The sequence below is a fragment of the Bacillus sp. 005/A4HT-01/001 genome, from assembly GCF_004634445.1.
GTDB lineage: Bacteria > Bacillota > Bacilli > Bacillales > Bacillaceae > Bacillus > Bacillus altitudinis.
Genome location: NZ_SEIZ01000003.1, coordinates 473,328 through 488,156, shown reverse-complemented (window position 1 = coordinate 488,156; position 14,829 = coordinate 473,328). Strand labels below are relative to the sequence as shown.

Genomic DNA, 14,829 nt, shown 5'->3' with positions numbered 1-14,829 from the left:
CCTTGTCAGCCTCACTGGACTTCTTTTAAAAGGTTTTCGGTATTCGATTCATTTGACTCATCATCTTCTGCCTTTTGATGCGGCAGAATCAGGTTTAGCAGGACGCCAGTAATAGCAGCGAGTGCCATTCCTGACAGCGTCAGATTGATTTGTTTCACCTCAATGAATGCCCCGCCAATTCCAATGACTAAGATGACTGATGCGATAATGAGATTGCGCTTTTCTTCAAAATTCACTTTATGATCAATCAGGATTCGCAGTCCGCTTGAGGCTATGATTCCAAAGAGCAGGAACGAAACGCCCCCCATAACCGCGGATGGTACTGTACTGATTAATGCTGAAATCTTCCCAACAAAGCCGAAGCAGATCGCAAACACAGCTGCTCCGCCGATAACGAAGATACTGAACACTCTTGTGATGGCAAGGACGCCAATGTTTTCTCCATAAGTCGTTGTTGGAGGTCCGCCAATGAGTGACGCAAAGATCGTCGCTGCACTGTCTCCTAAAATGGAGCGGTGAAGACCTGGTTTTTTAATAAAATCCTGCCCGACCACCTTGCTTAACACGACTTGATGGCCGATGTGCTCAGACATGGTCACAAAGGCAACCGGCACCATCACTGTGAGAATGCTTAAAGTCACAGCAGGTGTATAGTCGACAAATGGTACAACAAAGTCTGGTACAGCAAACCATTTTGCAGCAATGACCGGCTGGAAGTTCACAATGCCTTGTGTTAAGGCAAAGAGGTAGCCGCTAATAATGCCGATTAAGACTGGAATCAAGCTAAGGAATCCTCTTAGGAAGATCATACTAATAATGGTGACAGCGAGTGTGAAGCCTGCAACCATCAAGTGCTTCAGGCTGTAAACAAGCTCCTTTGCATTCGGATCCACGTACATCGCCATGTTAACAGCTGTTCCAGCGAGTCCGAGTCCGATGACCATAATGACGGGTCCTACAACGACAGGCGGCAGAAGCTTCATTAGCCAGCCTGTGCCAAGCCATTTGATAAATAATGCGATGAGTGCATATGCCACACCAGCCATAAAGGCACCTACCATTGCGGCTCCAGGGCCGCCGGTGGCTTTTACATTCAAGATAGGGGCGATAAAGGCAAAGGACGATCCAAGATACGCCGGAATCTGCCCTCTTGTGATGATTAAGTACACAATGGTTCCAACCCCGCTTGATATGAGCGCGACGGCTGGGCTCATATCAATGATCTTTGGTACAAGAATGGTTGCACCAAACATCGCAAACAAGTGCTGCAGGCTGAGTGACAGCCATGTGAACGGTTTTGGGATATTTCGAATGCCTAAATTGGCTTTTTGCTGACTCATGATTTTCCTCCTAGATGTGTCCTTTTTCATTAAAAAGCCTCTTTGCGAGTATGCGCAAAGAGGCCTAGAAAAACCGTACACGTCACTTTAGCCGTGTGCTCGGTGTCTCTTGTTAATGCCCTCTTTGCAAACTCTCTGGAATGCATTTAAAAAGGTTATTTTTCATATATAGCGACAAGGTCGTTTTGATCTACTTCATTGAGCTGAACCATGACTGTCTCTGCTTTTGATGTCGGGATGTTTTTCCCGATATAATCCGCTCGAATCGGCAGCTCCCGGTGTCCCCGGTCGACTAGAACAGCTAGCTGAATGGAAGATGGTCTTCCTACATCCACAAGCGCATCCATAGCCGCTCTGACGGTTCTACCTGTGAACAAAACATCATCTACGACAATCAGTGTTTTGTCATTAATGTCAGCTGGGATGTCTGCACCCTTGACAAGCGGGTCTTGGTTCTCTGTCTTTTTTGTCAGGTCATCACGGTATAGCGTAATATCAAGTTCACCCACAGTCACTGGGTTTCCTTCAATTTGCTCGATGCGCTCTGCAAGGCGCTTTGCAAGATGAATGCCTCTTGTCTTGATCCCGGCTAGGATGACATCCTTCATCCCTTTGTTGCGCTCAATCATTTCATGTGCAATACGGGTAAGCGCTCGTCTTATCGCTTGTTCATCAAGAATGACTGCTTTTTGTTCCATCTTTTACACCTCTTTTTGACAAATAAAAAGCCCCTTCTGCAAAGGGCAGAGAGGGGCGCTCATTTGTGCATACTCGTGCACAAATTGATCCGTTATCCTTCTCAGCCTCTCTGGACTGTTTTAAAGAATCTCAATTTCTTCGTTTATTATTTCAAAAAAAGAACGGCCTGTCAATCGTTATTTCTTAATGAATCTATAAAGCCCCGCATATCAGCTGGAATTGGAGCTGTAAACTCCATATATTCTCCTGTTCTAGGGTGATCAAATCCTAACACGCCTGCATGCAGCAGTTGTCCATTGAAATCAACGGTTTTTCTCGGGCCATATTTTGGATCTCCTGCAAGCGGATAGCCAATGTATTTCATATGAACACGAATTTGGTGGGTTCTTCCCGTTTCAAGGCGGCATTCTACAACGGTAAAGTCTTTAAAGCGCTCCATCACATCAAAATGAGTGACTGCCTGCTTTGCATTTTCTTTTGTGACCGTCATGCTTTGGCGATCTTTTTTGTCTCGACCAATTGGTGCATCAATCGTTCCAGTATCATGCTGAATGATACCATGAACAACCGCTGTATATTTTCTAGTGACCGTTTTCGCCACCAGCTGATTGACGAGTGATTCATGCGCCATATCATTTTTTGCGACCATTAAAAGTCCTGACGTATCTTTATCAATCCGGTGGACAATTCCTGGTCTCATCACACCATTAATGCCTGACAAATCATTGCAATGAGCCATGAGGCCATTGACAAGAGTACCTGTCACATGTCCTGGTGCTGGATGAACGACCATTCCTCTTGGTTTATTGACCACTAGTACATCTTCATCCTCATAATAAATATCAAGATCCATTGATTCCGCTTCTACATCTAGTGCTTCTGGATCTGGAATCTCTACTTTGATTTGATCTCCAGCTTGTACTTTATAATTGGCCTTCACTTGTTTTCCATTTACTTCGATGAGCCCATCTTTCACCCACTGCTGGACTTGGGTTCTTGACCATTCTGGTTCAGTTGTGCTTAAAAATTTATCAAGCCGTTCACTCGTTTGTTCTTCTGAAACGGCAATGTTTACTTGATTCATGTAGTTGACTCCTTATTTTTCTTTCCATCTAACAGCATTTGAATAAAGAGCAGAATGACCCCCACACATAGAGAGGAATCTGCGATATTAAAGATTGGATAATGATAATCCCCAAATACGAAATGAGCAAAATCAACCACTTCTTGACGGAAAATACGGTCAATAAAGTTCCCAATCGCTCCGCCAAGCATTAAGGCAAGTGCTACGCCAAGTAGCTTGTCCTTTTGTCCATGTTTTTGCAAATAATAAACAATTCCTGCAATAACAACGAGTGTGATCACATAGAAAAACCACATTTGTCCTTGGAGAATCCCCCATGCGGCTCCTGAATTTCGGTGGGATGTGATGTAAAAGAAGCCATCAATCACAGGAATAGAATCACCGAGCATCATATGTTTGACAATGAGCCATTTTGTTAATTGATCTAAACAAATTATCACGAATGCGATTATGTAATAGAACACACACGTTCCTCCATCTTCATACTTTGGTCTTTAAGCATTTTATCAAGAAAACAGGATGGAGTAAAGAAACTTTAGTTGACAGACAAAAACCTCCCTACATGTGGAAGGCTTCAAAATGAGAATCATTTGATTCATAAGGATAAGGGGTGAATGCTTTTTTCTCGTATTGCTTATGATATAAAAAGTCGTCAGTCGTACGAGCAGTCGGAAGAATACTCATTTGTTCAATGGGCATTGTATGCCCAGTCGCCTCACATATGCCATAAGTTCCTTGTTCAATTTTTGCAATCGCGAGCGAAACATCTTGCAGTTCTTCTTTGATGTGATAAAGAAGCGTGGTCGTTTTTGCTTGATCGAAAGTGACATGTTCAGCGGGTGAACGCAATGATGCATATTCAAACAGTTTCGATTGCAGTTCTTCTCTCATTTGAAGGAGTTCCATGTAAATCGTCTCTAGATCGCCATTCATGTCGCTGTTTCAACTCCTGCCCTGTCGTGATAATCATATTGTTGCCCCGCCTGTTCACTTTAAAGCCATAAGATTTTTCCTTTCGTTCTAAACGCTGTCATTTTCTCTATCTCAAAAACGCCCCGCTATATGCGGGGCGCTAGTTGGTGATATCGTGCTGTTAATTCTGGTAATATTTCTCCACAATTTCAGCATTTTTGAGCGACAATGTTGGGTATTTTGGATTTGCGCCAACATCTTTTGAAATAATGCGGGAGCGTTCGCACAGTTCTCCTTCTGCTTTTTGAACAACAATACGTCCTGATGTGTATTCAGGCGCTGATGCGTCTGCATGCTTCTCATCTTCTACTGTTAACTCAGAAATGATAAAGAGCTGCTTCACATCTTCTTTAATGGATGCAAGAAGGTTTTTCACTTCCTCTGTTGCATAAAGGGTTACACTTGCTTCAAGTGAACGTCCGATGACTTTCTCATTACGCGCAATTTCCAGCGCTTTTAGCACATCGTCACGTACTTCCATAAAGCGGTCAAACTTCACTTCTGTCGCTTCTGCTTGAGGAACAGCTACACCTTCTGGCATATCTGTTAACTGAACACTTGGTTCTTCAACAAAGCTTAAGTGGCTCCATAGTTCGTCTGCTGTATGCGGAAGAATTGGTGCTGTCAGCTTCACTAACGCCATTAATGTTTCGTAGAAGACCGTTTGCATGCTGCGGCGGTCTGGATGATCCGCATGCTCAATGTATACCACATCTTTTGCAAAATCGAGATAGAAAGAGCTAAGCTCAATCGTACAGAAGTTGTGGATGGCATGATAGACAACCGCAAATTCGTAATCATCATAAGCTTTTTTCACTTTATCAATCAATTTGTTTAATTTGATTAAGATATATTGATCCACTTCGCGAAGCTCTTCGACTGGTACTGCATTGACTGCTGGATCAAAGTCAAACAGGTTACCATGCAAGAAGCGGAACGTGTTACGGATTTTACGATAAACTTCTGCGACTTGTTTTAAAATGTCGTCAGACACTGGATGATCGGCTTGATAGTTGACAGAAGATACCCAAAGTCTAAGAATCTCCGCACCAAGCTGCTTCGCCACTTTCGTCGGATCAATCGTATTGCCTAATGATTTACTCATCTTGCGTCCTTCTTTATCAAGCGTAAAGCCATGGCTGAGAACACCTTTATATGGCGCTTTTCCAGTGACAGCAACTGCTGTAGATAAAGATGAGTTAAACCAGCCGCGATATTGATCAGAACCTTCAAGGTAAAGGTCTGCCGGACGAACAAGGTCATCTCGTTCTTCTAATACCGCTTGGTGAGAAGAACCAGAATCAAACCATACATCCATGATATCTTGCTCTTTTGTAAATTCACCATTCGGGCTGCCTGGATGTGTAAAGCCTTCAGGCAATAATTCTTTTGCTTCTTTTTCAAACCAAATATTCGAGCCATGTTCTCTAAATAATTGAGAGACGTGCTGAATCGTTTCATCTGTGATGATTGGCTCACCATTTTCAGCATAGAAGACCGGGATTGGAACGCCCCATACACGCTGTCTTGAAATGCACCAGTCACCTCTGTCACGCACCATATTGAACAGACGCGTTTCGCCCCAAGCTGGAACCCATTTCGTTTCTTTAATATTATCTAATAGTGCTTCTCTGAAATCTTTAATGGAAGCAAACCACTGAGCAGTTGCACGATAAATTGTTGGTTTTTTCGTTCTCCAGTCATGCGGATAGGAGTGCGTGATAAAGTCGAGCTTTTTCAATGCGCCTTTTGCTTCAAGCTGTTCTGTGATGGCTTTATTGGCATCCTCGTAGAATAGTCCTTCAAAACCAGGTGCTTCTTCTGTCATCACACCTTTTTCATCTACTGGACATAACACATCAAGACCGTACTTCATACTTACGATAAAGTCATCTTCCCCGTGACCTGGCGCTGTGTGAACACAGCCTGTTCCTGCATCTGTTGTGACGTGATCGCCAAGCATCACAAGAGAATCTCTATCGTAAATTGGATGTGCTGCAACGACCTTATCTAATTCTTTACCTTTTAACGTTTTCACAACTTCGTACTCTTCAAAGCCAAGTGTTTTTGCCACTTGTTCAACTAGCTCAGATGCGATGACATATCGCTCAGCACCCACTTGAAGCACGCTGTACTCTAGGTTTGGATGTACACAAATGCCAAGGTTTGCAGGAAGTGTCCAAGGTGTTGTTGTCCAGATGATGAACTGCTCGCCGTTTTCAAGTACGCCTTTGCCATCTTTCACTTTAAATGATACGTAAATCGACGGTGAACGTTTGTCCTTGTATTCAATTTCTGCTTCAGCAAGTGCTGATTCACTTGATGGAGACCAGTTAACAGGCTTAAGACCTTTGTAAATATAGCCTCTTTTCGCCATTTCACCAAATACAAGGATTTGCTGCGCTTCGTATTCGGGCTTCAATGTCACATATGGATTGTCCCAGTCTGCTCTTACGCCTAAACGTTTAAACTGATTGCGCTGACCTTCGATTTGTTTCCAAGCATACTCCTCACATAGTTTACGGAATTCTGCTGTCGACATTTCTTTGCGTTTGACTTTTTTATTTTTCGTAAGGGCTGTTTCAATCGGTAAGCCATGTGTATCCCAGCCCGGTACATACGGTGCATGGAATCCATTCATTGATTTAAAACGGACAATAAAATCTTTGAGGATTTTATTGAGTGCGTGCCCCATATGAATGTCACCATTCGCATATGGAGGTCCATCATGCAAAATAAAGGTCGGGCGTCCTTTTGTCCGCTCTAAAACCATTTGATAGATGTCTTTTTCTGCCCACTCCTCTTGGATTTCAGGCTCTTTGTTCGGCAGGTTCCCTCTCATCGGGAATTCTGTTTTTGGCATTAATAAGGTGTCTTTGTAGTTCATACCTATTCCTCCACATGCAAATTCGTATTAAAAAACAATAAAAAAAGCCCCTCATCCCATAAGGGACGAGAAGGCTTGTCTCGCGGTACCACCCTTTTAGACAAGCGCTTTGAAATTGCCGCTTATCCACTCTAAAATCGTAACGTGATCTGACGCCTTTTCTTACTCATTCATTTCAGAAAAGGAACTAAAGGGGTGATCTCATTGCAGCGTCCCGTAATGTCAGGCTTCCACCGTCCCTGATTCGCTTAATTACGCATGTGACAACTGCGAGTGTCCCTTTCAAACGTTTATCTCTTGTTAATTTATGATGGTATTATATGCAACATGAGCACGTCATGTCAAGATGATGCACTTATTCTTTTTCGTCAAAGACAGCGTCAACTTCATATTCCAGCAAATGATCCCAATCATCATTTTTTAGAAGATCAAGCTGAGCTTCGATGAGCATTTGGAAACGAGTTCTAAAGACTTTCGACTGTTTCTTGAGCTCTTCGATTTCCATTGCAATCTTTCTTGATTTTGATAACGCTTCGTTGATAATACGGTCTGCATTTTTCTCAGCTTCACGAATGATCAATTTCGCTTCTTTATCAGAATGACGCTTCACGTCTTCTGCTGCTTCTTGCGCCACAAGAATGGATTTGTTTAATGTTTCTTCAATTGTTGCAAAATGGCCTAGTCTTTCATCAAGCTCGTTGACTTTGTCTTCAAGCTCGTTCTTTTTGCGAAGTACGATCTCGTAATCTTTACGTACTTGGCTTAAAAACTCATTTACTTCATCTTCGTCATAGCCGCGAAAACTTTTTGTGAACGTTTTATTATGAATATCATTAGGTGTTAATGGCAATTTTGCCACCTCCAGATTCAAATTCGTTATGTCAGAAGCTCAAATGTTACTTTGAATTTATCTTTTTTTGTCTTCCCATCAATTGTTTTTAAGCTAAAGCGGCCAAATCCCCTGACAGAGAGCTGATCACCTTCACCAATTGTAAAGGAAGGGTCTTCAGTGACTTTCCAGTTTACTTTGACAAGACCATTTTTGACCAAAAGCTGTGCTTTTTGCCGAGACTGACGGCTGACAGCAGCACATACAGCGTCAAGCCGCAGTGAAGAAATCGTATCTTCTTTGATATCGGTTTTGCTGATGACTGGCTGAAGATCTGCCTTGCTGATTTCCTCTAATGAAACAGATGCTCTGCCGACATGCGTCAGCTGAGCCCGAACAAAATCGGCAACATCGCTTGTACAAATAAATTGCACGTTGTCCTCTGAAAACAACAAATCACCGAATTTTTGACGCTTCAGGCCTGTCCCAATGAGCGAACCGAGAAGGTTGGGGTGTTCTATAGAAATAAACTTTTTCGCATAGTTCACCTGAAAATAAGTCAGTTCAAAATCCTGTATGGTCGGTGCTAAATAGTCAGGATAGATCAAAGCCCTTTTCCGCTCTGCTTCCTCATACCCGCCAAAAAACATGAGACCCAGTTCATCAGAATGCTGAATCACGGACTGGGTAATGAACTGCTCACGCGGATCAAGAAAGTCTGTTAATTTCATTCGATATTGATCGAGTGCGATGTTTTTCCAGCCTAATACTTGGTCGACAAATGGCTGTTCGTCTTTTCTAAAATGTTGATAAATATCGCTCATTTTGTTCCCCTTTTATGTAAAAGAGCCTGGCATATGCCAAGCCCGGCAGCCTGTCTACATGAATCGTACAATCATATTATAAAGACCAGTTAGTCCATACAATGATGCGAAACGAATCACAAGCAATGCCACAATTGGCGAGATGTCAATCATGCCAATTGGCGGAATAATTTTACGGAATGGTTCTAAATACGGTTCGCAAATGTTTGTCAAGAAGCGGCCAATCGCTGTTTCTCTTGCAGATGGTACCCATGACATAAAGATGTAAATAATGATCGCGAATGAGTAAATCGTTAATACAGTCTGTAGAAACTGAAAAATGTAATATAGAATCACTTTGGTTTACCACCTCTGAGGTTCTTCCTCTGTCAATAGCTCTGATATTGTGCCAGATACATCCACATTATCAGGAGTGCAAAGGAATATATTCGAGCCAATACGCTGAATGTCTCCACCGATTGCATAAACCGTTCCGCTTAAGAAGTCGATGATTCGCTTTGCTTGATCGTGCTGAATGCGCTGCAAATTGACGACGACTGCACGCCGATTTTTTATATGATCTGCAATCTCTTGAGCCTCTGCATAAACACGCGGCTCACTTAACACCACTTTAGAGGATTTTTGCACGCTTTGCAAGCTGACGACATTTTGTTTCCCTGCCTGAGGACGCTCTTGAAATGCCGCTTTATCTTTTGTGTTTTTTTCTTCTTGCGCTGGTTCTCTTTCTTCATCAATATATTCGTACTCATACTCTTCATCATCGAGTGTGAAGAAGCTTTTAAACTTATTTTTTATGCTCATGTCACGCACCTCCTGTTTCATTTCCAACAAGTGAAGAGCCAATCCGAACAAATGTCGCACCTTCTTCAATTGCGATTTCAAAATCGTTTGACATGCCCATCGATAAATGCTGACAAGGTGCATTTACTTGGTTCAGTTGTTTTACCTCTTGTTGAAGGCTTTTTAATGTTTTAAAACAGTTTCGTATCACAGTATGATCATCTGTAAATGGAGCCATCGTCATGAGTCCAGCAATTTCAATATATTTGAAATCAGCGAGCTGTTTGACAAATGGAATCACGTCTTCGCTTTGTAAGCCGTGTTTTGACTCCTCAAGTGATGTGTTCACCTGTACAAAACAGCGAACCGTGTGATCCGCTCTTTTTTCAATTTCATTCGCAAGGGACATTCTGTCTAGCGAATGTAAGTAGTCAATGGTCTGAATGACAGATTTCACTTTTCGCGTCTGTAAACTGCCGATGAAGTGCCAGCTAATGTTTTCATCGGTTATGGCTGCCTGTTTTTCAAGTAACCCTTGGTCACGATTTTCACCAAAGTGCAAAATTCCGGCATCCTTTGCTTCTAATGCTCGTTCAATCGAGACATATTTTGTGACAGCGACAACCGATACATCGTCTGGATGTCTACCTGCTCTTTTACATGCTCCGTTGATTTGTTCATTTATTTGTCTGAGATTCTCTCGTACATTCAATTGCACTTATGCCTCCTTAAACCCGACAAAAGACATCATACGTCCTGTTTTCCCTTGATCACGCCGGTGTGAGAAGAAATGCTGCTCATTGCAACTTGTGCACATCGAACTGACATGTATGTTTTCTTCTTTTAATCCTGCATGAAGTAATACGTTTTTGTTTAGTGTTTTTAAGTCAATTTTGTATTGTCCTTGTGACATCTCGGAATACACATCCTCTGTTGTAAAAGGAAGCTGTTTCACTTGATCTATGACAACATCATCTACTATGTAGCAGCAGCTGCCAATGGATGGTCCAATGACGACTTGTATATGATCGGCATCAGCGCCTTCTTGGCGAACCCATGCATCAACCATGTTGGCGCCAATTTGTTTGATGGTTCCTTTCCAGCCGGCATGAGCCGTTCCAATCAGCCCAGATTGCGGCGCTAGAAAATAAAGCGGAACACAGTCAGCGAAACAAAGAGCGAGCATGATGTTTGGTTCAGAGGTGTATAAACCATCTGTTCTAGAGAGCGCTTCATCATACTGAAGACTTCCTCTTCCCTTTTGTTCCTTTGTGACTTTCATGATGCGATCCTCGTGTGTTTGGTCAGCAAACACCCAATTAGAGAGCGGCACAGCAGTAGCATCTGCAATGACTTGACGATTCATTTGGACACTAGAAGCATCATCTCCTACATGGAGTCCAGTGTTCATTGATTGATATGGAGAAAGACTAAAGCCGCCATTTTTTGTCGTAAAACCGGCCAATATCTCTTTTCCAGAACATGTCATGTTCGTCCAATCATGAATCAGCATTGCATAAGGTGATTTCTGCTGAAAGGGGTCATATTTGTCTATCAAAGCTGCCTCCCACCTTTCATTCATCTCTCTTTATATCGCTCCTATTTTACCACAAGACCTGCTAAGACAGTTAGTGGGATTCATTAAATATTACACTCAAATGTGCCCTTTCTACAGGTTTTTTTTCAAATTGATATGAAAACGTAATCTTTTTACCCGAAAAAGACATTGATTGCTGAGAATGGAGAGCTTGTTTTAAGGAAAATTTGATCTATTAGTTGAGGAATTTACACAAATTAAGAAGACAAACGGACAAGTATCACATCTTCGCCAATTTTTACTATATTTCGCCACGGGACAATCATTTCCTCTTCTTTTCCGAAAAATCCCATCATTTTACCTGTACCGCCAATGATAATCGCTTGTATTTTACCGCTCGTGACATTGATATCGATGTCTCCAATAGTACCTAATTTTTTTCCGCTGGACACATCGACGACATCTTTGATTTGGAATTCAGAAATACTGATCATCTGTCCTTCCCCGCCTTTCGTTTTCTACTATAATATGTATGATGGAAAAGCAGGGAAGCAGACCAATAGTTTCTCTTATCTACAATTTACTTAAGTGAGGGCGGCCGTTTTGCCACATGACTTCGACTGGACATTCAAAAAAGGAAGAAAGCAAGTCACTTGTCATCATCTGCTTTGTCTCCCCTTTATGAAAAACAGTACCTTCTTTTAATAATAAGGTGTGCTGAAAAATCGGGAGAATCTCTTCTGCATGGTGGGTCGTATAGAGCAATGTGGGCGCATCTGGTTTTGATGCAATCAATGAGATCGTCTCTAGCACCTGTTCTCTTGCTAAAAAATCAAGACCCGTCACAGGTTCATCTAATATTAGAAGCTTCGGATCATTCATTAAAGCTCTTGCGATGAGCACTTTCTGTTTCTCTCCTTGCGAGAGGGTTTCATACGTGCGATTGGCATATTGAAACGAGCCAAATGTTTTTAATAAATCAATCGCCTTCTCTCTTATCTCATCTGTCGGTGTTTCATACAGTCCGATGGAAGCAAATGCCCCGCTCAAAACAATTTCAAATGCATTGTCATCTCTGTGCAGCTTCTTTTCAAGACCAGCAGAGATGAGACCAATTTTCTTCCTTAGTTTTTCACCAAGCGCTTCCTTGCCAAACACATGGCCTAACACCGTCATCTCACCTGACGTTGGAAAATAATATGAGCAAAGCATATTTAATAAAGCCGTTTTCCCAGCACCATTTAAACCATAAAGCACCCAGTGTTCCTGGTTTTTCACCTGCCAGTCAATAGAACGAAGCAGCCATTTTCCATTTCGTTTTAAAGAAACATCCTTCAAGTCAAGCGACACGATCTTTTCCCCCTGAATAAAAATTCTGAATATACAAATAATAACGTCTACAGCATATCGCAAATGTTTCAATCAGTAAACCTAACGCAAAAAAGCTGCTCCCTATAAGGAACAGCTTTTTTCCATGGTTACGAAATTTCAATTCGTACGCCTTCTTTAATATCAGGAAACGTATGTGGGGATGCAAAGACAGCTCCCGGTAATACATCATCAAACGGCTCTTGGAAGTAGATCGAAATATGGCCGAGTTCCTTAAAGTTGTCATTTGCTTTATTGCCTAAAGCAGTAATGGTATAAGTTTGGTCGCCCACTTGAATCGTTCCGCCTAATTTCAGCGGCTCTTCTTCTAAGTGTTCAAACTCATGAATGACAGACATATCTCTTAATTCCTGCGGCGCTGCTGGTCCAAATAAAACAATCAGCTTATCTTCTTTAAACTGCGGGACTAAGATCCCAATTTCTTTTACGACAGATTGTGTTACCATGTATCTCGATTCCTCCTTTAATACGTTTAATACATACCGAAGCTGGCAACGTATGCGATCACAACAGATAGAACGCCTGTAATGAGACGGCTATACAAAACAGCTGGTACCCCATATTGTACCGTTTCCGGCTTCGCTTCACCAAGTGATAGCCCAACCGGGATAAAGTCACACCCTACTTGACCGTTGATCGCAAACAGTGCTGGAAGAGCAAATTGAGGCGGAATGTTTCCTAGTGCAATTTGACTACCAATCAGTACACCGATGACTTGTGCGATGACTGCCCCAGGTCCTAAGACAGGCGACAGGAACGGTAAGGTACAGACAACAACGAGCAGTAAGAGCCCCCATAAAGATCCTGCCAAAGGTGAAAGGAAATGGGCAATCAGATCACCGATTTTTGTATAATTGATAATTCCAATTAACATACTGACAAAGGCCATGAATGGAATAATGTTTTTAAGGAGCATATCAACAGAATCACGACCAGCTTGATAGAATGTGCCGGTTACTTTTCCGATTCCTCTTGAGAATCTCATGAGGAAATTCCCTTTTTCTTGACGTTCGATATTTTCCTCTTTCAATTTTGAATAGGTTTCTTTGAAATTCTCTTTGTCAATTGGGCCGCTGCTTTCTTGACCTTCTACATTCCCTTCACTATCAGATGCTTCAGCAAAGGAAATATCTTTTTCTGTGACACCTGATACGAAGATATCCTCTGTAATGTGTTTTGCAAGCGGTCCAGAAGGAGAGGATGCTAGCACATCGACAGTAGGAATGCGTTTCATTGGATAAAGTCCGATTCGCGCTGTTCCTCCGCAGTCAATGACAACACACATCATTTCATCTTCTGGTATAGAATTTTTAAAGCCATCACATGCTTCTGTCCCTGTCATTTCTGCAATTTTACGTGCAACTGGGTGAATGCCTCCTCCTGTAATGGAAACGACCTTTCTTCTTTTACCGGTTGGTTCAAGCTCTAATCCTTTTCCCCATCCGCCAGCACCTTTTGCAACAAATACTTTGTGGTTTGTCATGTCTAACCCTCCCCTATTGTGAATTCGCTTTCATTTTTCCTGCTAAGTACTTTGTGATCCATTCCGTAATGATTCCGCGAAGTAAAATGACAACGATCCCGACTAAGAAGTAACGAACAGCCAGCTCTGACATAGAGTATCCAGCTTCTTTAATCCCGTTCGCAATTCCTAAGTAGACAAACAGTTCTCCTGCGTTGGCATACGGGAACAGCGATGTCACCGGATGAACAAATGAAACAGCTGAATCATAGAATGCTGGTTTTTGTTTTTCAGGTAAGAAGCGGCCAAACGTATAAGCCATTGGGTTTGTCAAAATAAGAACGGATAAGATCGGCATTAACGTATAGCGCAAAATGGTATATTTCGCTGCAAACTGAATCGCTCTATTCACTCGCTCTTCTCCAATAAACTTCATGACAGCATAAGTGAAAGTAAGTAACACAACAAGCGTTGGAACGATACCTGTAACAAGACCCATGAACTGCTTTCCGCCGGCTTCAAACATCCCGATAAAGTGCTCTCCAAACCATTGAATCCATTCCATGTTTCATCTCCCCTTTCTTAGTTCACATTTGTTATATTTTTTTTAGAAATCGAGACAAGCGCCTGCTCCGCTGCCATGGAGAGTGCTTGCATGACAGCTGGTCCCCTTTTGCGCTTTTTCAATGTTTGTTTCATCATGTGATGCTCATCAAGCACAGCCCCCACATGTTTTCCTTCATAGGAAGGCAGTTCCTTAAATTTAGACAAAATCGAGACGCCACCCAGCACATGACACTTTTGAATGATGTATGATTCATCGACAATGATGAGCGCAATGGCTCCAGGACCAAATTTGCGCCGCTCCATTCCTGAAAACAAGTGATAGCCTTGTTTCCCTTTATAGTCGTCAATCAGTGAATCCATGCTTTTGCGGTAGTACTTGATTTGAATAAACGATAAACCATACTGCACAATTAGAATGATACAAAGTACGATTGCTAATTTTTCCATAGCCTCACGTCC

The 14,829-nt window shown here is 42.2% G+C and carries 18 protein-coding genes and 1 other annotated feature; all 18 genes read right to left on the bottom strand.

The features are described from left to right. Window positions 1–11: 11 nt before the first annotated feature. On the bottom strand, window positions 12–1,340 hold the full coding sequence (locus tag ES896_RS12190; RefSeq protein WP_135226837.1) for a solute carrier family 23 protein: 1,329 nt from the start codon (window positions 1,338–1,340) through the stop codon (window positions 12–14). Between the two features lie 155 nt (window positions 1,341–1,495). Further along, window positions 1,496–2,038, bottom strand: a complete 543-nt coding sequence (gene pyrR, locus ES896_RS12185) for a bifunctional pyr operon transcriptional regulator/uracil phosphoribosyltransferase PyrR (protein WP_007499718.1) — start codon at window positions 2,036–2,038, stop codon at window positions 1,496–1,498. Window positions 2,039–2,208: 170 nt separating this feature from the next. Further along, a complete protein-coding gene (locus tag ES896_RS12180) occupies window positions 2,209–3,123 on the bottom strand; it encodes an RluA family pseudouridine synthase (RefSeq protein ID WP_007499719.1) in 915 nt (304 codons plus the stop codon). Continuing rightward, window positions 3,120–3,587, bottom strand: coding sequence for a signal peptidase II (gene lspA, locus ES896_RS12175; RefSeq protein ID WP_008344942.1), 468 nt, complete (start codon window positions 3,585–3,587; stop codon window positions 3,120–3,122). The genes ES896_RS12180 and lspA overlap by 4 nt, the downstream gene beginning before the upstream one ends. A 94-nt stretch (window positions 3,588–3,681) precedes the next feature. Further along, the gene (locus ES896_RS12170; protein WP_008344944.1) at window positions 3,682–4,056 is read right to left on the bottom strand and encodes a TraR/DksA family transcriptional regulator; all 375 of its coding nucleotides are present in this window, start codon (window positions 4,054–4,056) and stop codon (window positions 3,682–3,684) included. Between the two features lie 160 nt (window positions 4,057–4,216). After that, the gene (gene ileS, locus ES896_RS12165; protein ID WP_008344945.1) at window positions 4,217–6,982 is read right to left on the bottom strand and encodes an isoleucine--tRNA ligase; all 2,766 of its coding nucleotides are present in this window, start codon (window positions 6,980–6,982) and stop codon (window positions 4,217–4,219) included. A gap of 58 nt (window positions 6,983–7,040) precedes the next feature. Then, window positions 7,041–7,278 (bottom strand) — a binding site (T-box leader). 59 nt (window positions 7,279–7,337) lie between these two features. Then, window positions 7,338–7,832 carry a DivIVA domain-containing protein gene (locus ES896_RS12155; protein ID WP_008344947.1) on the bottom strand — a complete coding sequence of 165 codons (495 nt, stop codon included), beginning with the start codon at window positions 7,830–7,832 and terminating at the stop codon, window positions 7,338–7,340. A 26-nt stretch (window positions 7,833–7,858) separates the two neighbouring features. Further along, a complete protein-coding gene (locus ES896_RS12150; RefSeq protein ID WP_017367204.1) occupies window positions 7,859–8,635 on the bottom strand; it encodes a YlmH family RNA-binding protein in 777 nt (258 codons plus the stop codon). Between the two features lie 54 nt (window positions 8,636–8,689). Further along, window positions 8,690–8,971 (bottom strand): YggT family protein, encoded by a 282-nt coding sequence (locus tag ES896_RS12145; protein WP_017367203.1) that lies wholly within the window; start codon window positions 8,969–8,971, stop codon window positions 8,690–8,692. A gap of 6 nt (window positions 8,972–8,977) precedes the next feature. After that, window positions 8,978–9,436 (bottom strand): cell division protein SepF, encoded by a 459-nt coding sequence (gene sepF / locus ES896_RS12140; protein ID WP_017359354.1) that lies wholly within the window; start codon window positions 9,434–9,436, stop codon window positions 8,978–8,980. Between the two features lies 1 nt (window position 9,437). Beyond that, a complete protein-coding gene (locus ES896_RS12135) occupies window positions 9,438–10,127 on the bottom strand; it encodes a YggS family pyridoxal phosphate-dependent enzyme (protein WP_234922855.1) in 690 nt (229 codons plus the stop codon). 6 nt (window positions 10,128–10,133) lie between these two features. Beyond that, window positions 10,134–10,997 (bottom strand): peptidoglycan editing factor PgeF, encoded by an 864-nt coding sequence (gene pgeF, locus ES896_RS12130; protein WP_135226834.1) that lies wholly within the window; start codon window positions 10,995–10,997, stop codon window positions 10,134–10,136. Window positions 10,998–11,209: 212 nt separating this feature from the next. Continuing rightward, entirely contained in the window at window positions 11,210–11,446 is a 237-nt protein-coding gene (locus ES896_RS12125) for a YlmC/YmxH family sporulation protein (protein WP_008344958.1), read from the bottom strand. Window positions 11,447–11,525: 79 nt separating this feature from the next. Beyond that, on the bottom strand, window positions 11,526–12,302 hold the full coding sequence (locus ES896_RS12120) for an ABC transporter ATP-binding protein (RefSeq protein WP_019743283.1): 777 nt from the start codon (window positions 12,300–12,302) through the stop codon (window positions 11,526–11,528). A gap of 128 nt (window positions 12,303–12,430) precedes the next feature. Beyond that, a complete protein-coding gene (locus ES896_RS12115; protein WP_007499733.1) occupies window positions 12,431–12,787 on the bottom strand; it encodes a PTS glucitol/sorbitol transporter subunit IIA in 357 nt (118 codons plus the stop codon). A gap of 26 nt (window positions 12,788–12,813) precedes the next feature. Next, a complete protein-coding gene (gene srlE / locus ES896_RS12110) occupies window positions 12,814–13,824 on the bottom strand; it encodes a PTS glucitol/sorbitol transporter subunit IIB (protein ID WP_024720315.1) in 1,011 nt (336 codons plus the stop codon). A 13-nt stretch (window positions 13,825–13,837) separates the two neighbouring features. Beyond that, a complete protein-coding gene (srlA, locus tag ES896_RS12105) occupies window positions 13,838–14,368 on the bottom strand; it encodes a PTS glucitol/sorbitol transporter subunit IIC (RefSeq protein WP_003210918.1) in 531 nt (176 codons plus the stop codon). A gap of 17 nt (window positions 14,369–14,385) precedes the next feature. Next, window positions 14,386–14,817 carry a transcriptional regulator GutM gene (locus ES896_RS12100; RefSeq protein ID WP_008354650.1) on the bottom strand — a complete coding sequence of 144 codons (432 nt, stop codon included), beginning with the start codon at window positions 14,815–14,817 and terminating at the stop codon, window positions 14,386–14,388. Between the last annotated feature and the right edge of the window lie 12 nt (window positions 14,818–14,829).